The organism is Streptomyces gilvus, from assembly GCF_022513565.1.
Classification (GTDB): Bacteria; Actinomycetota; Actinomycetes; order Streptomycetales; family Streptomycetaceae; genus Streptomyces; species Streptomyces gilvus.
In genome coordinates, this window is record NZ_JAKWBE010000013.1 from 103,766 (window position 1) to 125,732 (window position 21,967).

General features: G+C 71.9%; 13 protein-coding genes and 2 pseudogenes. 10 read left to right on the forward strand and 5 right to left on the reverse strand.

The features are described from left to right. Positions 1 to 70: 70 nt before the first annotated feature. The gene (locus MKW14_RS21180; RefSeq protein WP_240864549.1) at positions 71 to 3,109 is read left to right on the forward strand and encodes a helix-turn-helix transcriptional regulator; all 3,039 of its coding nucleotides are present in this window, start codon (positions 71 to 73) and stop codon (positions 3,107 to 3,109) included. Positions 3,110 to 3,145: 36 nt separating this feature from the next. Continuing rightward, the gene (locus tag MKW14_RS21185; RefSeq protein WP_240864551.1) at positions 3,146 to 3,358 is read left to right on the forward strand and encodes a DUF6191 domain-containing protein; all 213 of its coding nucleotides are present in this window, start codon (positions 3,146 to 3,148) and stop codon (positions 3,356 to 3,358) included. Positions 3,359 to 3,366: 8 nt separating this feature from the next. Here MKW14_RS21185 and MKW14_RS21190 read toward each other — a convergent pair whose 3' ends face one another. Both MKW14_RS21190 and MKW14_RS21195 read right to left on the reverse strand, forming a co-directional pair. Beyond that, the gene (locus MKW14_RS21190) at positions 3,367 to 4,539 is read right to left on the reverse strand and encodes a PQQ-dependent sugar dehydrogenase (RefSeq protein ID WP_240864553.1); all 1,173 of its coding nucleotides are present in this window, start codon (positions 4,537 to 4,539) and stop codon (positions 3,367 to 3,369) included. Between the two features lie 745 nt (positions 4,540 to 5,284). Continuing rightward, a complete protein-coding gene (locus MKW14_RS21195) occupies positions 5,285 to 6,283 on the reverse strand; it encodes an aldo/keto reductase (RefSeq protein ID WP_240864556.1) in 999 nt (332 codons plus the stop codon). 76 nt (positions 6,284 to 6,359) lie between these two features. Between MKW14_RS21195 and MKW14_RS21200 the strand changes: the two genes are divergently transcribed. The 6 genes from MKW14_RS21200 to serA all read left to right on the forward strand — a co-directional run bounded on the left by MKW14_RS21200 (position 6,360) and on the right by serA (position 16,298). Beyond that, positions 6,360 to 7,310, forward strand: a complete 951-nt coding sequence (locus MKW14_RS21200) for a 2-hydroxyacid dehydrogenase (RefSeq protein WP_240864557.1) — start codon at positions 6,360 to 6,362, stop codon at positions 7,308 to 7,310. Positions 7,311 to 7,751: 441 nt separating this feature from the next. Beyond that, the gene (locus MKW14_RS21205; RefSeq protein WP_240864558.1) at positions 7,752 to 10,748 is read left to right on the forward strand and encodes a putative bifunctional diguanylate cyclase/phosphodiesterase; all 2,997 of its coding nucleotides are present in this window, start codon (positions 7,752 to 7,754) and stop codon (positions 10,746 to 10,748) included. A 231-nt stretch (positions 10,749 to 10,979) separates the two neighbouring features. After that, positions 10,980 to 12,824 (forward strand): acetolactate synthase large subunit, encoded by a 1,845-nt coding sequence (locus MKW14_RS21210; RefSeq protein WP_240864561.1) that lies wholly within the window; start codon positions 10,980 to 10,982, stop codon positions 12,822 to 12,824. 21 nt (positions 12,825 to 12,845) lie between these two features. After that, a complete protein-coding gene (gene ilvN / locus MKW14_RS21215) occupies positions 12,846 to 13,370 on the forward strand; it encodes an acetolactate synthase small subunit (RefSeq protein ID WP_133046710.1) in 525 nt (174 codons plus the stop codon). A gap of 108 nt (positions 13,371 to 13,478) precedes the next feature. Further along, on the forward strand, positions 13,479 to 14,477 hold the full coding sequence (ilvC, locus tag MKW14_RS21220) for a ketol-acid reductoisomerase (RefSeq protein WP_240864563.1): 999 nt from the start codon (positions 13,479 to 13,481) through the stop codon (positions 14,475 to 14,477). Between the two features lie 231 nt (positions 14,478 to 14,708). Continuing rightward, positions 14,709 to 16,298 carry a phosphoglycerate dehydrogenase gene (gene serA / locus MKW14_RS21225; RefSeq protein ID WP_240864565.1) on the forward strand — a complete coding sequence of 530 codons (1,590 nt, stop codon included), beginning with the start codon at positions 14,709 to 14,711 and terminating at the stop codon, positions 16,296 to 16,298. A 60-nt stretch (positions 16,299 to 16,358) separates the two neighbouring features. Here the strand turns inward: serA and MKW14_RS21230 are convergent, their stop codons facing one another. Continuing rightward, the gene (locus tag MKW14_RS21230; protein WP_240864567.1) at positions 16,359 to 17,864 is read right to left on the reverse strand and encodes an MFS transporter; all 1,506 of its coding nucleotides are present in this window, start codon (positions 17,862 to 17,864) and stop codon (positions 16,359 to 16,361) included. Between the two features lie 110 nt (positions 17,865 to 17,974). Between MKW14_RS21230 and MKW14_RS21235 the strand changes: the two genes are divergently transcribed. Further along, entirely contained in the window at positions 17,975 to 18,547 is a 573-nt protein-coding gene (locus MKW14_RS21235) for a TetR/AcrR family transcriptional regulator (RefSeq protein WP_240864569.1), read from the forward strand. Between the two features lie 340 nt (positions 18,548 to 18,887). Here the strand turns inward: MKW14_RS21235 and MKW14_RS21240 are convergent. After that, positions 18,888 to 19,307 (reverse strand): annotated as a pseudogene (locus MKW14_RS21240) (PucR family transcriptional regulator); the annotation flags it as partial. Positions 19,308 to 20,039: 732 nt separating this feature from the next. After that, a pseudogene (locus MKW14_RS21245) lies at positions 20,040 to 20,909 on the reverse strand (PucR family transcriptional regulator); the annotation flags it as partial. Positions 20,910 to 21,016: 107 nt separating this feature from the next. Between MKW14_RS21245 and MKW14_RS21250 the strand changes: the two are divergent. Beyond that, positions 21,017 to 21,943, forward strand: a complete 927-nt coding sequence (locus MKW14_RS21250; RefSeq protein ID WP_240864571.1) for a proline dehydrogenase family protein — start codon at positions 21,017 to 21,019, stop codon at positions 21,941 to 21,943. The last annotated feature ends 24 nt before the right edge of the window (positions 21,944 to 21,967 follow it).

The following is a 21,967-nucleotide window of genomic DNA, read 5'->3' on the forward strand; positions in this document are numbered from 1 at the left end:
GGGGGCCGCGGTGCGTCCGCTCCCCGTCGCCGAGGGGAAAACCGGTGCCGCCCCGTCGTACCCCCATGCGATGCTCGCCCTCGTGGAGACCAGGTCCGTAAGTCGGGTGTTCGTCGGCCGAGCCGAAGAGCTCGGGACGCTGAACGACGCGCTCGCCCGTGCCGCCGCGGGCGAACCGCAGGCGCTGCTGATCGGCGGGGAGGCCGGAGTCGGCAAGACGCGGCTGATCGAGGAGTTCGCCACCGCGGCGTGCCGCGAGGGTGCGGTCGTCGCACTCGGCGGCTGTGTGGAGATCGGCGCCGACGGGCTGCCCTTCGCCCCCTTCTCCACCGCCCTGCGCGCCCTGCGCCGCGCACTGCCCGGGGAACTCGCCGCCGCGGCCGCCGGACAGGAGGAGGAACTGGCCCGCCTGCTGCCCGAACTCGGCGAGGCCTCCGGCGGCCGGCACGACGAGGAGGGCATGGCCCGCCTCTTCGAACTCACCGCCCGCCTGCTGGAGCGCGTCGCGGCCGAGCGCACCGTCGTCGTCGCCCTGGAGGACCTGCACTGGGCCGACGCCTCCACCCGCCACCTCCTGGCCTATCTCTTCCGCACCCTGCGCACCGGCCGGCTCGTCGTCCTCGCCACCTACCGCGCCGACGACATCCACCGCCGTCACCCGCTGCGCCCGCTGCTCGCCGAACTCGACCGCCTGCGCACCGTCCGCCGCGTGGAACTCGCCCGCTTCAACCGGCAGGAGGTCGGCCGCCAGATCGCCGGCATCCTCGCCGCCGAACCGGACCCCGACCAGGTCGACGCCATCTTCGAACGCTCCGACGGCAACGCCTTCTTCGTCGAGGAACTCGCCGTCGCCGCCCACGAGGGCTGCCGCACCGGCCTCACCGACTCCCTGCGCGACCTGCTCCTGGTGCGCGTCGAGGGCCTGCCCGAGAGCGCCCAGCGGGTCGCCCGGATCGTCGCCGAGGGCGGCTCCACCGTCGAGTACCGCCTCCTCGCCGCCGTCGCCCGGCTCGCCGAGGACGACCTCATCGAGGCGCTGCGGGCCGCCGTGGGCGCCAACATCCTGCTCGCCACGCCCGCCGGCGACGGCTACCGCTTCCGCCACTCCCTGGTCCGCGAGGCCGTCAGCGACGACCTGCTGCCCGGCGAGCGCTCCCGCCTCAACCGCCGCTACGCCGAGGCCCTGGAAGCCGACCCCACCCTCGTCCCGGCCGACGAGCGCGTCATGCGCCTGGCCAGCTACTGGTACCACGCCCACGACGCCGCCAAGGCTCTGCCCGCCGTCCTGGACGCCGCCGTCGCCGCCCGCTGCCGGCACGCCTACAGCGAGCAACTGCGGCTCCTGGAACGGGCGATGGACCTGTGGGACACCGCCCCCGAGGACGTACGGGCCGCCCTGCGCCTCGGCGACTACTGCGAGGTCTACGCCCCCTGCGGCTGCGACCCGGCCACCGCCCCGCTGCACTTCCTCGACCTCATGGCCGAGGCCGCCGGCGCCGGCCGGCTCTGCGGGGAACGGGAACGCGCCCTGAAGATCACCAAGCGCGCGCTGCACCTGCTGGAGGACGAGGACGATCCGCTGCGGGCCGCCTGGTTCTGGGTCGAGCGCTCCCATCTCGTGCAGGCGCTGGCCCGCGGCGACGGCTGGCGGGAGCTGGCCACCGCTCAGGACCTGGTGCGCGGTCTGCCGCCCTCCGAGGTGCACGCCGAGGTCCTCGCCCACGCCGCCGGCTGGGCGATGCTGCACGAACCCGGCCCCGACGCTCTCTCCGCCGCCGAACGCGCCGTGGAGTACGCGCGCATGGTCGGCGCCCGGGAGATCGAACTCAACGCCCGCCTCACCCTCGGCGGTCTCATGGTCGGCGCGGGCTCGGTCGAAGCCGGCCTTGCCGAGATGTGCGAGGTCAAGGACCGGGCCCTGGAGGAGGGCGTCGCCGACGTCGCCGGCCGGGCCTACGTGAATCTGCCCTCCGCGCTCGACGCGGTCGGCCGCACCCGGGAAGCCGTACCGCTCCTCGAGGAGGGCATTGCCTTCACCAGGAAGTACGGCCTGCTCGACGCGGAGGCATGGGCGTGGGCCAACCTCTCCGACGCGACGTACTCCCTTGGCCTGTGGGATGCGGCCGCCGACGCGGCGGCGGGCGCCCTGCGGGTCGGGCACAGCGCGAAGCCGCAGGGCAGCGGCGCCATGTGTCTGGCGCGCCTCGCCCTCGGCCGGGGCGACCTGTCCGAGGCGACCCGCCAACTGGCCGCCGCGCGCGGTTTCCTGGGCACCCACGACCCCATGCCCCAGCACACGCTGCCGCTGTCCGGCATCGCGGTCGGCATCGCCGCCGGGGAGGGCCGCCTTCCGGACGCCCGCGCCGAACTCGCCCGCGCCCTGGACGCCGGGATGCCGCCGGGCACCCAGCGCGACGGCTGGCCCCTGCTGCTCGCCGCCGCGACCGCCGAGGCCGACGCCCGCACACTGCCCGCCGCCGCCCAGGACCGGGCCGCCGTCCTGGACCGGATCCGCGACGCGGCCAAGAAGACCACCACCGACGCCCCCATCTGGCTCGCCCACGAGAAGTGGGTGCGGGCCGAGCTCTCCCGCGCCGAGGACGAGGACACCGCCGACACCTGGTCGGACGTGGTCACCGCCTTCGAGTGCCTGGACCGGCCCTACGACCTCGCCCGTGTCCGCCACCGTCTCGCCGGGGCCCTGCTGCGGGACGGCGGCGAGGAGGAGCGCGACCGCGCCGCCGAACTGCTCCGCCTCGCCCACGCCGTCGCCGGCCACCTCGGCGCCCGCCCGCTCGCCGACGCCGTCACGCTGCTCGCCCAGCGCGCCCGGCTCGCCCTGCACCGCGTCCCGGACCAGCGGCCCGCCGACCCCGTCGAGGCCCTCGGACTCACCAGCCGCGAACGCGACGTCCTGCGCCTGGTCGCCGCCGGACGCACCAACCGCCAGATCGCCGAGCAGCTCTTCATCTCCCCGAAGACGGCCAGCGTCCACGTCTCGAACATCCTGGCCAAGCTCGGCGTCTCCGGAAGGGGAGAGGCCGCGGCGGTGGCGCATCGGGTGGGGCTGTCGCCGGCTGATCCGCGCACCGCCCGGACGGCGGGGTGAGACGTACGCTGGAGACGACCGGCACAGGGAGGCGCCGTGTTCAACGCTTTCGAGGAACTGTTCGCGCCGGGCCGCAAGCACACCCGTGACGAACAGAACCGGCTGGAGCTGACCCGGGAGGATGTCGGCGACAACGATCCGGGGCGCGGCCCGATAGACCTGGCGTCCGGAAAGGTCGTGGTGCGCGCGCCCAGGCCGGAGCAGGACGAGGAAGAGCCGGGGGTGCCGGAGGCGCCTGAGGAGGAGTGACCGAGGGGTCACTTCACCTGCAGCTCCAGTATTCGGTCGTCCCCGCTCTTCGGGTCGCCCCTTCCGTCCGTGTTGCTCGTCGTCAGCCACAGCTTGTCGCCGCCCGCCGAGACCACCGTCCGCAGCCGGCCGTACTCGCCCTCCAGGAAGGGCTGGGGGTCGGCGGAGGCCTTCGTGCCGTCCAGGGGTATGCGCCACAGGCGCTGACCCCTGAGGCCCGCCATCCAGATGGAGCCCTGGGCGTAGGCGATACCGCTCGGGGAGGCTTCGTCGGTGTGCCACTGGGCTATCGGGTTGTGGAACTTCGCGTCGGAGGACTTGCCCTCGGCGTCCGGCCAGCCGTAGTTGTCACCCGGTTTGATCGCGTTCAGCTCGTCCCAGGTGTCCTGGCCGAACTCCGAGGCGAACAGGCGCTGTTCGGGGTCCCAGGCCAGGCCTTGCACGTTCCGGTGGCCGTACGTGTACACGGGGGAGTCCGGGAACGGGTTGCCGGGGGCCGGGTCGCCCTCGGGGGTCAGGCGGAGGATCTTGCCGCCCAGGGACTTCTTGTCCTGCGCCAGGCCGCGGTTGCCGCTCTCGCCCGTGCCTGCGTAGAGCATGCCGTCCGGGCCGAAGGCGATCCGTCCGCCGTTGTGGATGTAGCCCTTGGGGATGCCCTTGAAGATCGTGTCCGGGGCGCCCAGTTGCTCACCGGCCGGCTTCTTCGGGTCGTACAGCACCCGGACCACGCGGTTGTCCGAGGCCGAGGTGAAGTACGCGTAGATCATGTGGTCCGAGGCGTAGTCCGGGGAGAGGGCGATGCCGAGCAGGCCGCCCTCGCCGGCTGCGGAGACCCCGGAGACCTTGCCGAGGTCGGTCTTCTCGCCCGTCTTCTCGTCGACCCGGGTGATCGTGCCCTGGTCCCGGGAGGCGACGAGCAGGCCGCCGTCGCCGGGGAGCGGGGCCAGGCCCCAGGGGCTGTTCAGGCCGGTGGCGACCGTCCGCAGCACCTTCACCGAGCCCTTGGCGGGCGGCGCCTGATCGGCGGTTCGGCGGGACGGGGACGCGTTCGCCGACGTGCCCCCCGATGTCGTACCGTCCCCGCCCGCCGGCCCGCCGCCCCCGCCTCCGCCGGAGGAGCAGCCCGCGGTCAGCAGGAGCGCGGTGGTGGCCAGTAAGGCCGGTACAGCTCGTCGTAGCACGGTCTCGGTCCCTTCACACGGCGGCCCCGTCGGCAGGTTCTACCTGTGATACACCGCCCGCGCCTCACAGGTTCCCGATCACCCGAAGCCCAATCGACGACCGCCGATGGGGGGGAGCGACGGCTTGCGTCGGGCGCGGGCGCCACGATCGCCTTGCGCTCGATTGGCAATGGGCGCTGACGGGTGTGACGGCTTCTCGCCGGGCTTGGGCTGCACGATCGCCTCGCGCTCGATCTGCCACCGGCGACGGCGGGTGCGGCGGCTTCTGCCGGGCTTGGGTCCTCGATCGCCTGGCGCGGTCGGTGACCGGTGCTGGGGGTGTGACGGCTTCTCGCCGGTCTCGGGTGCCGCGATCGCTTTGCGCTCGATCGGCCACCGGCGGCGGGTGCGGCGGCTTGCGTCGGGCTTGGGTCCTCGATCGCCTGGCGCTCGATCGGCCACCGACGGCTGCGGGTGCGGCGGCTTCTGCCGGGCTTGGGTCCTCGATCGCCTGGCGCGGTTGGTGACCGGTGCTGAGCGGTGTCACGGCTCGCGTCGGGCTCGGCCCCCCCCGATCGCCCTGACGCGCGGCCGGCGACCGGCGATGGGGGTGTGACGGCTTGGGGCGGACTTGGGCCCCCGATCGCCCCCATCCGATCGGCGACCGGACGCGACGGGAGCGGCGGCTTTCGCTGGGCTCGGCCGCTCGATCAGGCGGAGCCCATCGGCGGCCGTCGGCGGGCGGGGGCACGGGTGCGCACCAGGGTCAGTCCCACGAGCCGCGGGCGCCCGGCAGGTTCGCCACCTCGGTCAGGTCCTCCGGTGTCAGGCGGAGGTCGGCCGCCGCCGCGTTCTCCGCCGCCCACCGCTCCTGCTTGGTGCCCGGCACCGGGACCACGTGCCGGCCCTGGGCCAGCACCCACGCCAGTGCGACCTGGGCCGGGGTCACGTCCTCGCCGTGCCGGGCCGCGACCCGGCGCAGACCGGCCACGATCGGCTGGTTGGCGGCCATCATCTCGGCGGTGAAACGGGGGTGGCGGGCGCGGACGTCGTCCGGTTCGAAACCCTCGCCCGGGGTGAGGGTGCCGGTCAGGAAGCCGTTGCCGAGCGGCATCGCCGCCAGGAAGCCGACGCCGCGCGCCTCGCACCACGGCAGCAGCGACTCCAGCGCCTCCGGGGACCACACCGACAGCTCGGCCTCCACCGCGCTCACCGGGAACACCTGCTGGACCCGCCGCAGTTGCCGGATCGTCGCGTCGTGCAGCCGGCCCCCCGAGCGCCGCCCGCCCCGCGCGCCGACCGCGCACAGCCCGAGCGCCCTGACCTTCCCGGCCCGCACGAGCTCCGCCATCGCGCCCCACGTCTCCTCGACGGGGACCTCCGGGTCCGCGCGGTGCAGCTGGTAGAGGTCGATCACATCCGTCTGCAGGCGCCGCAGCGACGCGTCACAGGCGCGCTTCACATAGCCGGGGCGGCCGTTGGCCACGATGTGCTGCTCCCCCACCAGCAGCCCCACCTTCGTCGACACGAAGGCGTCCGCGCGCCGCTCCTTCAACACCCGCCCCACCAGCAGCTCGTTGGTGAACGGGCCGTACATGTCGGCCGTGTCCAGGAGCGTCGAGCCCGCGTCCAGCGCCCGGTGCACCGCCCTGAGCGACTCCTCGCCGCGCTGCCGCGAGCCGCTGTACGCCCAGCTCATCGGCATGCACCCCAGGCCGACGGCCCCCACGGCGAGGGCCCCCGCGCCCATCGTCCTGCGCTCCACCTGCTCGTGACCCTCCTTCTTACGGACCCCCCAACCTAACCTCTGCGCCCCGACCGGCCTGACATAGCCTCCTGACATGACTGCTGACGTGTGGCTTCCCCTTCCTCCGGACGAGATCGAGGGCCTCCCCGAGGGGCCCGACTACCACTTCTGGAACGGCGAGAGGGACTTCCCCGCGGACCCCGCCGACTGCTCCTTCTACGTCGTCCCCTACATGAAGCCCGCCGAGGTCGCCGTCCGGCCGCTGCCGCGACTCGGCTCCGTCGAGGTGGTCCAGACGCTGTCGGCCGGCATCGACAGCCTGGAACCGGGCCTGAAGCACCTGCGCCCCGGCGTCCAGGTGTGCAACGCGCGCGGGGTGCACGAGGCGAGCACCGCCGAGCTGGCGCTCACGCTGATCCTCGCCTCCCTGCGCGGTGTCCCCGACTTCGTACGGGGTCAGCAACTGGGGGAGTGGCGTGGCGGTTTCCGGCCCGCGCTCGCCGACAAGAGCGTGCTCATCGTCGGGTACGGTTCGATCGGATCCGCGATCGAGGACCGGCTCGTGCCCTTCGAGGTCGCGCGGGTGGTGCGCGTCGCGCGCTCCGCGCGCACCACGGAGCGCGGCCCGGTGCATCCGCTCACCGATCTGCCCCGGCTGCTGCCCGAGGCGGACGTCGTCGTCCTGATCACACCCCTGACCGAGTCCACGCGCGGCCTGGCGGGCGCCGACTTCCTCGCCCGGATGAAGGACGGAGCGCTCCTCGTCAACGTCGCGCGCGGACCTGTCGTCGACACCAAGGCGCTCCTCGCCGAGCTGGAGAGCGGCCGCATCACCGCCGCCCTCGACGTCACCGACCCCGAGCCGCTGCCCCGCGAGCACCCCCTGTGGAAGGCGCCCGGCGTGCTCATCAGCCCCCATGTCGGGGGACCCACCTCGGCGTTCCTGCCCCGCGCGAAGCGACTCATCGTCAACCAGCTGACACGTTTCGTGAACCGTGAACCCCTCGCCAACGTGATCCTTACGACGGGTCCGACCGGCGCGTAGCGCACGAGCGGGCGCTGTCGAGCGCGGGCGCGCAACCAGCGCGCCATCCGCTTCCGGTACGTTCCACAATCTTCCGGACGCGGTACGTGCTCGCATCGCCGCTGCTCGTCACGGAGCGTAGAGGAACTATGTCCCTGAGTAACGAGACTGGTGTATCGTCCGGAAGCAGGGGCTGCGCCGCGCATTGTTCGGCGCCGGGGACGGACATTTCAGACTGTGAGGGGGGCGACGGGCGATGCACGGCCTATGGACGAGCGATCCGACGCGGCGGGGCCGCCGGCGGCGACCCTGGCGCACGGCCGCGCGCAGACGCGGTCACCACAGCGATCACGCCTGCCGACACGACCACCACCACCGCAGGCACAGCAGCCGCACGACGCAGGCGCACCCAGCGCACCCGGGCTCGCGGGACGCGGGGGCGGCGCGGACCGGGAGGACCCGGTGACCTCGCCGCCGCCTCTCACGACCACTGTGGACGGAGCGGTGCGGGCACAGCCCTCGCCGGGGCGGCCGCCACGGCCGCCGATCACCGGTGCCGGCCGCCCCCTGGTCCGCCAACTCGTCCTGGCCCTGGTCTGCGCGGGATACGCCGTCGGTTCCGCGCTCGACTGGGGTTCTGGCGAACTCGCGCTGATCATGGGTGACTTCGGACTGGCCGCGGCGGCCGGGACCGCAGCCGTGTCCTGCTTCCTGTACGCCCGCAACCGCCGTGTCCGCTTCCGGCCCGCCTGGCTGCTGTTCGCCCTCTCCTCGACCATGACGGCCCTGGGCAACGCGGTCTGGGGGTGGTACGAGGTGGTCCTGGACGAACCCGTGCCCAGCCCCAGCTACGCCGACCTGTTCTTCCTCTGCTTCGCCCCGCCCGCCATCGTGGGGCTGCTGGTGCTCGCCAAGCGGCCCGTGACGAAGGCCGGCTGGGTCTGTCTGGCGCTGGACGCCTGGCTGATCGGCGGCTCGCTGCTGACCCTGTCCTGGAGCCTGGCGCTCGCCCAGGCGGCCAAGTTCGACGGGCCGAGCGTGGCGCAGACCGCACTGTCGCTGGCGTATCCGCTGCTGGACATCGTCCTGGTCAGCATGGTGCTGGCGCTGCACTTCCGGCGCTCGGCGGTCAACCGTACGGCCGTCAACACCGCCATCGGCGCCCTCGCGCTCACGGTGATGTGCGACGCCCTGTTCACCTCGCCGCTGCTGCGCGACCACTACCACTCGGGCCAGTTGCTCGACGCGGGCTGGTTCGCCGGTTCGCTGCTCTTCGCGTACGCCCCCTGGGCCGCGCCCCGGCACACGCGCGCGGAGGAGGACGAAGGGCACACGCGCGTGGTGCACGAGCACCTGCCGGGCCGGCGCGGCGGCGCCCACCCGCCCCACGCGCCCGCGCAGGGTGACGACCACAGCCGGTACCCGGCCGCCCGGCCCATCGCCGGTTCCCTGGCCGCCCTCACGCCCTACCTCGCCGCCGCCGTCTGCACCCTGGGGATCCTCTACAACGTCCTCAACGGCCGCAGCGTCGACCGCGTCGTGCTCATCACCGGCGGCACGGTGGTGCTCGCCCTCGTGATGCGCCAGGGCATCATGCTCCTCGACAACATCACCCTCACCCAGGAACTCGCGCAGAAGGAGAACCACTTCCGCTCCCTGGTGCAGGGCTCCAGCGACGTCATCATGATCGCCGCGCCCAGCGGCGTCCTGAGGTACGTCTCCCCGGCCGCCGCCGGGGTCTACGGACGCCCCGCCGAGGAACTGGTGGGCAGCGAACTGGCCAGTCTCATCCACCCGGAGGACCTGGGCTGCGTGGTGCACGAGGTGCGCCGCTTCCTTGCCGCCAGCCCCCATGAGGAACCCACCACCCGCATCGAGTGCCGCTTCCGCTCCGGTGACGGCGGCTGGCTCAACGTCGAGTCCACCGTCAACCGCCACCACGGCGGGCTCATCTTCAACAGCCGGGACGTGACCGAAAGAGTGCGGCTGCAGGCGCAGCTGCAGCACAACGCCGAGCACGACCCGCTCACCGACCTGCCCAACCGCGCCCTGTTCACCAAGCGGGTCCAGCAGGCCGTGTCCGGCCGTCGCGCCTCCGACCGGGGCGCCCATCTGCGCGGCACGGCCGTCCTCTTCATCGACCTCGACGGCTTCAAGGCCGTCAACGACACGATCGGGCACCAGGCCGGGGACGAACTGCTCGTCCAGGCCGCCCGCAGACTCCAGGACGCGGTCCGGCACGGCGACACCGCGTCCCGGCTGGGCGGCGACGAGTTCGCGGCCCTGATCGTCGGCGACGGCGCCCAGGACCGTACCGCGCGCGAACGTCACATCCTGGAGCTCGCCGACCGCCTCAGGATCACGCTCTCGCAGCCGTACCTCATCGGCGGCAACGATGTCCGCGTGGCCGCCTCCATCGGCGTCGCCTTCGCCGAACCCGGCCTCGGCGCGGGCGAGTTGCTGCGCAACGCCGACCTCGCCATGTACCGCGCCAAGGCGGGCGGCAAGGGCCGCGTCGAGCTGTACGCGCCCCAGATGCAGCAGGACGTCGTACGCAAGGCGGAGCTGGCCACGCGCCTGCGTGCCGCGCTGCACGACGGCGAGTTCACGCTGCTGCACCAGCCCGTGGTCAATCTGGAGGACGGCCGGATCGCATCGGTCGAGGCGCAGGCGCGCTGGCGGTCCTCGCAGGGGGTGCTGTTCACCCCGGCCGAGTTCCTGCGGGTCACCGAGGACAACGACCGGACGGCCGAGCTCGGCCGCTGGCTGCTGGAGGAGGCCGTCGAACAGGCCGCCGAGCGCACCGCGACGGGGCTCGCCGTGCCCGTCGCGGTCCGGGTCGGCGCCCGGCGCCTGCTGGACCGCTCGATGCCGGCCGGTTCGATCGAGGCCCTGCTGACCCGGCACGGGCTGCCGTCCGGGTCCCTGGTGATCGAGCTGTGCGACATGGATCCGCGGGTCTCCCTGGACGAGTTGGAGCGCAGACTGGGCGCCCTGCGCCGGCACGGCGTACGGATCGCGCTGGACGGCTTCGGCAGCGGCTACGCGGCGATCACGGCACTGCGCAGACTCCCCGTCGACATACTGAAGCTCGACCGAGGGCTGGTCGAGGGCGTCGTCGAGTCCGCGCGGCTGCACAAGATCACCAGCGGGCTGCTCAGAATCGCCACCGATCTCGGGCTGCAGTCCGTGGCCGACGGCGTGGATCTGCCCGAACAGGTCGTCACCCTGCGCGCGATGGGCTGCACCCATGGACAGGGCATGGCGTTCTCGGGCCCGTTGGACGAGTACCGGTTGCGCAGAGCGCTCGGATCCGGCCGCTATCCGGTTCCGCACGGCCCCATCGAGCCCGCCTACGCGGGCGGCGGGGCGGGGGTGTACACAGGGGGTATGGCAGCCGTTCTGGGAGGCGGAACCGCTCTGCGCTCACATAATGAGACTCCCGTCCCACCCACTTGACACGTGGTGCGCGTCGGGGGGAGGGTCAGTGCCATGCGCACCCGAATTCTCGTACTTGGAAAGCGCGTCGGCTGACGCTGAGCCCACCATCGCTCAGCGACCTCCACCCGGCGCGCTCCCCTCGCTTGCCTTACGGCACGAGGGGTTTTTTGTTGCACAGGCACTTTTCGTGCAGCAGCCGAACACCGTACAAACCTCGCAAAAACCCTCAGCATCGAGAAGAGACTGACGATGACCGAGCAGGCCACCGGGGCCCATCCGCAGCCGCGGCCCCGATCCGGAGGACAGCAGTCCGCCCCCGAACGCGTCACGGGTGCGCAGTCCCTCATCCGCTCTCTCGAGGAGGTCGGGGCCGACACGGTATTCGGCATTCCCGGCGGTGCCATCCTTCCCGCGTACGACCCGCTGATGGACTCGACGAGGGTGCGTCACGTCCTGGTCCGGCACGAGCAGGGCGCCGGCCACGCGGCCACCGGCTACGCGCAGGCCACCGGCCGGGTCGGTGTCTGCATGGCCACCTCGGGGCCGGGCGCGACCAACCTGGTCACGCCGATCGCGGACGCCCACATGGACTCGGTGCCGCTCGTGGCGATCACCGGGCAGGTGGCGTCCAAGGCGATCGGCACGGACGCCTTCCAGGAGGCGGACATCGTCGGCATCACCATGCCGATCACCAAGCACAACTTCCTGGTCACCAAGGCCGAGGACATCCCGCGCGTGATCGCGCAGGCCTTCCACATCGCCTCCACCGGCCGCCCGGGCCCGGTGCTGGTGGACATCGCCAAGGACGCCCTGCAGGCGCAGACCACGTTCTCCTGGCCGCCGGTGATGGACCTGCCCGGTTACCGCCCGGTGACCAAGCCGCACGCCAAGCAGATCCGTGAGGCCGCGAAGCTCATCACCTCCGCCAAACGGCCCGTCCTCTACGTCGGCGGCGGTGTCATCAAGGCCCAGGCCACCGCCGAGCTGAAGGTCCTCGCCGAACTGACCGGAGCGCCCGTCACCACCACCCTGATGGCGCTCGGCGCGTTCCCCGACAGCCACCCGCTGCACGTGGGAATGCCGGGCATGCACGGTGCGGTCACCGCCGTCACCGCGCTGCAGAAGGCCGACCTGATCGTCGCCCTCGGAGCCCGCTTCGACGACCGCGTCACCGGCAAGCTGGACAGCTTCGCCCCGTACGCCAAGATCGTCCACGCCGACATCGACCCGGCCGAGATCGGCAAGAACCGCGCCGCGGACGTGCCGATCGTCGGTGACGCGCGCGAGGTCATCGCCGACCTCATCCAGGCCGTCCAGAAGGAGCACAGCGAGGGCCACCAGGGCGACTACAGCGCCTGGTGGAAGGACCTGACCCGCTGGCGCGAGACCTACCCGCTGGGCTACGACCTGCCCGAGGACGGCTCGCTGTCCCCGCAGCAGGTCATCGAGCGGATCGGACAGCTCGCCCCCGAGGACACGATCTTCGCGGCGGGCGTGGGCCAGCACCAGATGTGGTCCGCGCACTTCATCCAGTACGACAAGCCCGCCACCTGGCTCAACTCCGGCGGCGCCGGGACGATGGGCTACGCGGTGCCGGCCGCCATGGGTGCCAAGGCCGGCGCGCCGGACCGGACGGTCTGGGCGATCGACGGCGACGGCTGCTTCCAGATGACCAATCAGGAGCTGACCACCTGCGCCCTGAACAACATCCCGATCAAGGTCGCCATCATCAACAACGGCGCCCTCGGGATGGTCCGCCAGTGGCAGACCCTGTTCTACAACCAGCGCTACTCCAACACCGTGCTGCACTCCGGGCCGGACGACGTCAACCCCGACGCCCGCGGCACGCGCGTGCCGGACTTCGTGAAGCTGTCCGAGGCCATGGGCTGTGTGGGCCTGCGCTGCGAGCGTCCGGAGGACCTGGACAAGGTCATCGAGGAGGCGAACTCCATCAACGACCGTCCCGTCGTCGTGGACTTCATCGTGCACGAGGACGCGATGGTGTGGCCGATGGTCGCCGCCGGCACCTCCAACGACGAGATCATGGCCGCCCGGGACGTCCGCCCCGACTTCGGCGACAACGAAGACGACTGAGAGCCGTAAAGGAAGCAGACCATGTCCAAGCACACGCTCTCCGTCCTGGTGGAGAACACCCCGGGCATCCTCGCCCGGATCGCCGCCCTCTTCTCCCGCCGTGGGTTCAACATCGACTCGCTCGCGGTCGGCGTCACCGAGCACCCCGACATCTCCCGCATCACCATCGTGGTCGGCGTCGAGGACCTCCCGCTGGAGCAGGTGACCAAACAGCTCAACAAGCTGGTCAACGTCCTGAAGATCGTCGAGCTGGAGCCCGGTTCCGCGGTTCAGCGCGAACTCGTTCTGGTGAAGGTGAAGGCCGACAACGAGACGCGCTCGCAGATCGTCGAGATCGTCCAGCTGTTCCGCGCCAAGACCGTCGACGTCTCCCCGGAGGCCGTCACGATCGAGGCCACCGGCAGCAGCGAGAAGCTCTCGGCCATGCTCAAGATGCTGGAGCCGTACGGCATCAAGGAGCTCGTCCAGTCCGGCACGATCGCCATCGGCCGCGGCGCCCGCTCGATCACGGACCGGTCGCTGCGCGCGCTCGACCGCAGCGCGTAAGGCCGTACGGGCGGTTTCGGCCGCCCGTATACCGAGACCCCGAAACTTCCCTTCCCCCCGCCGTCATACGGTGGGACGCAACACCTGCACTCAAGGAGAGAACCCAAAGTGGCCGAGCTGTTCTACGACGCCGACGCCGACCTGTCCATCATCCAGGGCCGCAAGGTCGCGGTCATCGGTTACGGCAGCCAGGGCCACGCCCACGCGCTGTCGCTGCGTGACTCGGGTGTCGACGTCCGTGTCGGTCTGCACGAGGGCTCGAAGTCCAAGGCCAAGGCCGAGGAGCAGGGCCTGCGCGTGGTGACGCCGTCTCAGGCCGCGGCCGAGGCCGACGTCATCATGATCCTGGTCCCGGACCCGATCCAGTCCCAGGTCTACGAGGAGTCCATCAAGGACAACCTCAACGACGGCGACGCCCTGTTCTTCGGTCACGGCCTCAACATCCGTTACGGCTTCATCAAGCCGCCGGCCGGCGTGGACGTCTGCATGGTCGCCCCGAAGGGCCCGGGCCACCTGGTGCGCCGCCAGTACGAGGAGGGCCGCGGCGTTCCCTGCATCGCCGCCGTCGAGCAGGACGCGAGCGGCAACGCCTTCGCGCTCGCGCTGTCGTACGCCAAGGGCATCGGCGGCACCCGCGCCGGCGTCATCAAGACGACCTTCACCGAGGAGACCGAGACCGACCTGTTCGGCGAGCAGGCCGTCCTCTGCGGTGGCACCGCCGCCCTGGTGAAGGCCGGTTTCGAGACGCTGACCGAGGCGGGCTACCAGCCGGAGATCGCCTACTTCGAGTGCCTGCACGAGCTGAAGCTGATCGTGGACCTCATGTACGAGGGCGGCCTGGAGAAGATGCGCTGGTCGATCTCCGAGACCGCCGAGTGGGGCGACTACATCACCGGCCCGCGGATCATCACGGACGCCACCAAGGCCGAGATGAAGAAGATCCTCGCCGAGATCCAGGACGGTTCCTTCGCCCGGAACTGGATGGACGAGTACCACGGCGGTCTGAAGAAGTACAACGAGTACAAGAAGCAGGACTCCGAGCACCTGCTGGAGACCACGGGCAAGCAGCTCCGCAAGCTGATGAGCTGGGTGAACGAGGAGGCGTGAGTCTCCGACGACGGGGCCGGAGCGCACTGCTCCGGCCCCGTCGTCCCACCCGTCGCTTCACGGACGGGTGATCCTTCCGCCGAGGCGCAGGACGACTCCCCTCGCGCCACTAGACTGCTGTACTACATACGCGTCAGGCCCACAGCGTCGTGCGTCTTCCACGCGGCTAGCCAACCTCCACCGCCTGCGGCCGTCGGGACGGCCGTCCGCATTGGACTTGTGAGGACTCACGTGAGCTCGAAACCCGTCGTACTCATCGCTGAAGAGCTGTCGCCCGCGACCGTGGACGCGCTTGGCCCGGACTTCGATATCCGGCACTGCAACGGAGCGGACCGAGCCGAACTGCTCCCGGCCATCGCCGACGTCGACGCCATCCTGATCCGCTCCGCCACCAAGGTGGACGCCGAGGCCATCGCCGCCGCGCACAAGCTGAAGGTCGTCGCACGAGCCGGCGTCGGCCTGGACAACGTCGACGTCTCCGCCGCCACCAAGGCCGGCGTGATGGTCGTCAACGCCCCCACCTCGAACATCGTGACCGCCGCCGAGCTGGCCTGCGGTCTGCTCGTCGCCACCGCCCGCCACATTCCGCAGGCCAACGCCGCGCTGAAGAACGGCGAGTGGAAGCGCAGCAAGTACACGGGCGTGGAGCTCGCGGAGAAGACGCTGGGCGTCGTGGGCCTGGGCCGCATCGGTGCCCTCGTCGCGCAGCGCATGTCCGCCTTCGGGATGAAGGTCGTCGCCTACGACCCCTACATCCAGCCCGCCCGCGCCGCGCAGATGGGCGTGAAGGTGCTGTCGCTGGACGAGCTGCTCGAGGTCTCCGACTTCATCACCGTCCACCTCCCGAAGACCCCCGAGACCCTCGGCCTGATCGGCGACGAGGCGCTGCGCAAGGTCAAGCCGAGCGTGCGGATCGTCAACGCCGCGCGCGGCGGGATCGTCGACGAGGAGGCGCTGTACTCGGCGCTGAAGGAGGGCCGGGTCGCCGGCGCCGGCCTCGACGTGTACGCCAAGGAGCCCTGCACCGACTCCCCGCTCTTCGAGTTCGACCAGGTCGTGTGCACCCCGCACCTCGGCGCCTCCACCGACGAGGCGCAGGAGAAGGCCGGTATCGCCGTCGCCCGCTCGGTGCGCCTCGCCCTCGCCGGTGAGCTCGTGCCCGACGCGGTGAACGTGCAGGGCGGTGTCATCGCCGAGGACGTCAAGCCGGGTCTGCCGCTCGCCGAGCGCCTCGGCCGCATCTTCACCGCGCTCGCGGGCGAGGTGGCCGTACGGCTGGACGTCGAGGTGTACGGCGAGATCACCCAGCACGACGTGAAGGTGCTGGAGCTGTCCGCCCTCAAGGGTGTCTTCGAGGACGTCGTCGACGAGACCGTCTCGTACGTCAACGCCCCCCTGTTCGCCCAGGAGCGTGGCGTCGAGGTCCGGCTGACGACCAGCTCGGAGGCGACCGACCACCGCAACGTCGTCACCGTCCGCGGCACGCTCGGCAGTGGCGAGGAGGTGTCGGTCTCCGGCACGCTGGCCGGCCCGAAGCACCTGCAGAAGATCGTCGCCGTCGGCGAGTACGACGTGGACCTGGCCCTCGCCGACCACATGGTGGTGCTGCGGTACGAGGACCGTCCCGGTGTCGTCGGCACGGTCGGCCGCATCTTCGGCGAGGCGGGCATCAACATCGCCGGCATGCAGGTGTCCCGCGCGGTCGCCGGCGGCGAGGCGCTGGCGGTGCTGACCGTGGACGACACGGTGCCCGCCGGGGTTCTGGCCGAGGTGGAAGCGGAGATCGGGGCGACGTTCGCCCGCTCCGTGAACCTGGTCTGACACACGACAACCCGAAGGGGGTCCAGCCGACGTCGGTCGGCTGGACCCCCTTCGCGTCGCTCACTTCTCGTCGACCCGGATCCCCCGCAGCGCCCTCGCCGCGAGTGCCGCCGCCCCCGCCAGCAGGAGCGCTCCCGCGATCGCCGCGCCCTGCATGCCGTTGGTGAACGCCTCCCGCGCCGCCGTCGCCAGTCCCGGCATCCGGTCGGCGACCGCCAGCGCCCCGCCCAGGGTCTCGCGGGCCGCGTCCGGGGCCGAGGCCGGGATGTCGTGCCGGTAGATCGCCGTACCGATGGAGCCCAGCACCGCCATGCCCAGCGCGCCGCCGAACTCCCCGCCGGTCTCCATCAGGGAGGACGCGGAGCCGGCTCGTTCCACCGGGGCGCTGCTCAGCGCCAGGTCCGTGATCTGGGAGATGACCATGACGATCCCGGAGGCCAGGACGCCGCACGCGACCAGGACCAGCCAGAGGGAGTCGGTGTCCGCGAGGGCCAGCAGCCCGTAGCCGCAGGCGCCGATCGCGAAGCCGGCGGTGACGACGTGGGCGCGGTTGACGCCTCGCTGGACCAGGGCGGTCGCCATCGGGGCCGTCATGCCGATCGGCACCGAGGGCAGGAGCGCCCACAGGGCCGCCTCCATCGCGCTCTTGTCGAGCACCGACTGCAGGTACTGCGTCGTGAAGTACGCCGAGCCCATCATGGCGAACGAGCCGATGAGGTTGAGGACGACCGAGGGGGCGAAGCCGCGGCCCCGGAAGAGGGCCGGGTCGATCATCGGTGAGGCCGCGGTGCGCTGGCGGTGGACGAAGGCCGCGGCGAAGAGCAGACCCACGGTGATCGAGACGACGTACTGCGCGTGCCAGCCCTCGGAGGGGATCTCCTTCAGACCGTAGACGACGGGAAGCACGGCGGCCATCGACAGCGGGACGCTCAGCCGGTCGAAGCGGCCGGGGGCGGGGTCGCGCGACTCCGGCAGCAGGAACGGCCCCAGCACCAGCAGCAGCGCCATGGCCGGCAGGTTGACCAGGAAGACCGAGCCCCACCAGAAGTACTGGACCAGGACACCGCTCATCACCGAGCCGAGCGCGATGCCGGCCGTCATCACACCGGACCACATGCCGATCGCCTTCGCGCGCTGGCCGGGGTCGGTGAACATCGTGCGGATCAGCGCCATCGTCGACGGCATCAGGGTCGCGCCGCCGACGCCGAGGACCGCGCGGGCCGCGATGAGGGTCTCGGAGCTGTCGGCGTAGGCGGCGACGACGGAGGCGGTGCCGAAGGCCGCCGCGCCGATCAGGAGCAGCTTGCGGCGGCCTATCCGGTCGCCGAGCGAGCCCATCGTCATCAGCAGGCCGGCCAGGACGAAGGCGTAGACGTCGAAGATCCACAGCTGCTGCGTGCCGCTCGGCTCCAGGTCCGCGCTGATCGCCGGGATGGCGAAGTACAGGACCGAGACGTCCATCGAGACCAGCAGCAGCGGGAGCATCAGCACGCCCAGTGCGGTCCATTCGCGGCGGCCGGCGAGGGTGCCGGCCGGGGTTGTGGTGGTGCCCGTCGGGTTCGTCATGACGGTGACTGTACGGCTGTACTAAACGCTTGTCTAGAACGGGCGTATAAATCGTGTGTGTAAGTCACTCGTATAGGACGGGTGTATGGATCGGCGGTAGGGTGACGGTTATGGGACACCGTGAGGATCTGCTCGAGGGAGCCAAGCGCTGCCTGCTGGAGAAGGGGTTCCTGCGCACGACCGCGCGGGACATCGTCAAGGAGTCGGGGACCAACCTGGCCTCGATCGGCTACCACTACGGGTCGAAGGACGCGCTGCTCGCCCAGGCGTACATCGCGCTGGTGGAGGAAATGTCCTTCGAGGGCGACGCCGGCATCACGGCCGCGCCCGGTTCCCTGGAGCGGTTCCGGGAGGTGTGGTCGAACATCGTCGACTCCCTGCGGCAACCCGGCTCGATGTGGCCGCTCAGCATGGAGATCATGACCATGGGCGACCGGCTGCCCGAGGTCCGCGACCAGTTGTCGCGCGCGCAGCGCGAGGGGGGTCGGGGGCTGGTCTCGCTGATGCAGGGCGTGCCGGAGGAGGAGGTCTCGGACGAGACCGCCGACACCCTCGGCCGCTTCTACATGACCCTGATGTCGGGGCTCATCTCGCAGTGGACCTTCGACCCGAAGACCGCGCCGGAGGCCGACGTGCTCACCGAAGGTCTGCGCCAGGTGATCGAGGGCGTCAGCGGCAGCTGACCGGCCGCAGCATCAGTACGGCCGTCACCGCGAACGCCCGCGCCGGGATGAGGCCGGCGCTTGGGCCAGGGGATGTCGCGGTGAGGGGGCGTGCCGCACATGTCGTCGACCGCCGACTTGAGGAGGTCATGGCCTTGCGGCCGGTCTCGGCGACGGGCCGCAGCGGGAGCCGTGGTTCTGGGGCGCGGTCCGCCGCACGGGCGGGCAGATCGCGCAGGGCACGAACGTGGCGGAGGAATCGGACCGCGCATCCCGTGTCCTCCGTTCGGGGGTCGGAACACCAGCGTCGGAACACCGCACACGCCCGCACGCCGGACGGGTCACCGATCCGCCGAACCGCCTACAGGCGCGCCCCCTTCAACGCCATGTGCAGCAGCAGGCGGTCCTCGCCGTCGTCCAGGTCGAGGCCCGTGAGCTGTTCGACGCGGGAGAGGCGGTAGTAGAGGGTCTGGCGGTGGATGCCGAGTTCGGCGGCCGTGCGGCCCGCCTGGCCGGCGCAGTCGAGGTAGACCTCGGCGGTGCGGGCGAGTTCGTGGTGGGCGGGGGAGAGCAGGGCGTCCACGACCGGGTCGTGGGCCGAGTCCGGCGGCAGGGACGTCAGCAGGCGGTACGGGCCGATACGCGCCCACTCGGCGACCGGCCCCAGCCGCGGCTCCGCGAGCGCGGCCCGCGCCGCCGCGGAGGCCTCCTGCCACGCCACCCCCAACTCCGCGAGCCCGCCCCGCCCGACAGCGATCCCGGCCGCGGCCCCTCCCGACCCCACACCGCCCGCTTTACCGTGCCCCCCGGCCACCGCGCCTGCCGCCCGCCCGTCGGCCGCCTTACCGCCGCCTCCGGCTGCCGCACTTCCCAAGCGTCCGCCGACCGTTTTGCCGTCGCTCCTGGTCGCGCCCCCTGCCGAGTGCCCGCCGACCGTTTTGCCGTCGCCTCCGGTTGCCGCACCTGCCGCCCGCCCGTCGGCCGTTTTACCGTCGCCCCCGGCCGCAGTCCCTCCCGGCCGCCGGCCGGCCGCCGTTCCGCCCCTCCCGGCTGCCGCACCTGCCGGTCCTGCTGCCGCCTCGCCGCCGGACCCCCGTCCGACTGCCGTACCCCCCGGCCCGCCCCCGGTCGCACCACTGGGCCAGGCCTCGGGGCTCGTGCCGCCGTCCCCTTGCCGGGCGGCCGTCGTGTCGCTGGCCCGCGTCCTGGCTGCCGTACCCCCCGGCTCGCCCCCGGTCGCACCACTGGGCCAGCCCTCGGGGCTCGTGCCGCCGTCCCCTTGCCGGGCGGCCGCCGTGTCGCTGGCCCGCGTCCTGGCTGCCGTACCCCCCGACATGTCTCCGGTCGCACCACCGGGCGCGCCGCCGGGGCTCCTGCCGCCGCCTCCCTCCTGCGCTGCCCTGTCACTGACCCCCGTCCCGGCCGCCGTACCCCCCGGCTCGCCCCCGAGCGCACCGCTGGGCACGCCCCCCGTGCCCTTGCCGCCGTTCCCTTGCCGTGCCGACCGGTCGCCGGCCCCCATCCCGGTCGCCGCGTCCCCCGACCTGCCGCCTCCTCCACCGGCCACGGCGTCCCCGGCCATCTGCCGTGCCCTTTCCAGCAGCCGCGTCGCCGCCGACGTGGCCGGGGTCAGGACGTTCGGGGAGCGGAGTCTGACGAGTAGGGCCAGGGACTGGGAGGTCGCGCCCCAGGGGACGGTGCACAGGGCCGTCGCGCCCGGCACCGTGCGTACCGACGGGGCGTCGTCCGGGTCGGCGGACGGCCAGGGGGCCACGCAGACCACCGTGTGGTGGCCGTCGGCGCGCGCACCGAGCGCCGTGCGCAGTTCCGCCACCGCCATCTCCCGCTGCCAGTCGCGCTCGGCGACCAGCACCGCCCGCAGCTCCCGGCTCAGATCCGCCCCGTGCTGCGCCTCGTCCGCGAGCAGCGCGCCGAGGCGGACGGTCACGTCCATGGCGGCTGCCAGCTGCCCGTCGGTGGGGCCCGGATCGGAGTCCAGCAGCCATACGTAGCCGAGGACGACCCCGCGATGACGTACGGGGAGGCAGATCCGTCCCCGGTAGACCCCCGCCTCCGGCGTCGGCGGGATGCGGACCGGGCCCGTCGCCCGGGTGATGCCGAAGCCCTCGAACCAGGTGCGGACGGCGGCCGTGGAGCGCCGGGTGAGGATCGAGCGGGTGCGCACGGGGTCCAGCGCCGACGCGTCCAGCTCGCCCTCGCTGTCGTACGCGCCGAAGGCGATCAGCTCGAAGTCGCGGTTCTCCAGCGTGGCCGGCACGCCCAGCAGCTCCGAGACCTCGTCGACCAGCTCCTGGTAGTCACCGCTCAGGTAATCGGCTGTCACAGGGGCATTCTCCCGCACACCGACCCCGCCTTCATACATCTGTCTGAGATCTGCGGCACGGATGCGTGACAGCTGTCGATGGCCCACGATCGGGGGGATCCTTAGGTTTCACGGTGGTTCTATCTGCTGGTTTGTGGAGGTGCCCCGTGCTGGGTCCCGTGATTCTTGCCGCGTCGCGCAGCGACCGGATGCGACGTCTGATCTCGGCGGCCCCGGTGACCAAGCAGGTCGTCGAGCGCTTCATCCCGGGCGAGACGGTCGACGAGATCGTGCCGATCGTCCGTGACCTCACGTCCAGGGGTCTGGAGCTGACCATGGACGTCGTCGGCGAGGACATCACCCGGCCCGAGCAGGCCGCCGCCGCCCGGGACGCCTATCTGGCGCTCGTCGACCGGCTGAAGGAGCTGGAGCTCGGCACCCGCGCGGAGATGTCCGTGAAGCTGTCGATGTTCGGGCAGGCCCTGGACAACGGCCACGAGCTGGCCCTGGCCAACATCCGGCCCGTCGTCGAGGCCGCCGCCGCCATCGGGACGACCGTCACGCTCGACGCGGAGGACCACACCACCCTCGACTCGATGTTCGCCATCCACGAGGAGCTGCGGCAGGACTTCCCGCAGACCGGCTGCGTGATCCAGGCCTACCTCTTCCGCACCGAGGCCGACGCCCGCCGGCTCGCCGCGGCCGGCAGCCGGGTGCGGCTGGTCAAGGGCGCGTACAAGGAGCCCGCCGAGGTCGCGTACCAGCGGAAGCACGAGATCGACAAGGCGTACGTGCGGATCCTGAAGATCCTCATGGAGGGCGAGGGGTACCCGATGGTCGGCTCCCACGACCCGCGCCTGATCGCCATCGCCCAGGAACTCGCCCACCGCGCCGGCCGCAAGCGGGACGAGTACGAGTTCCAGATGCTGTACGGCATCCGGAGCGACGAGCACCTGCGCCTGGCCGCCGAGGGCCACCGCATGCGCGTCTACACCGCCTACGGCACCGACTGGTACGGCTACTTCATGCGCCGCCTCGCCGAGAAGCCGGCGAACCTGCGGTTCTTCGTCCGCAGCATGGTCAGCACGGGCTGAGCCCATCCCCGCTCGCAACACCCG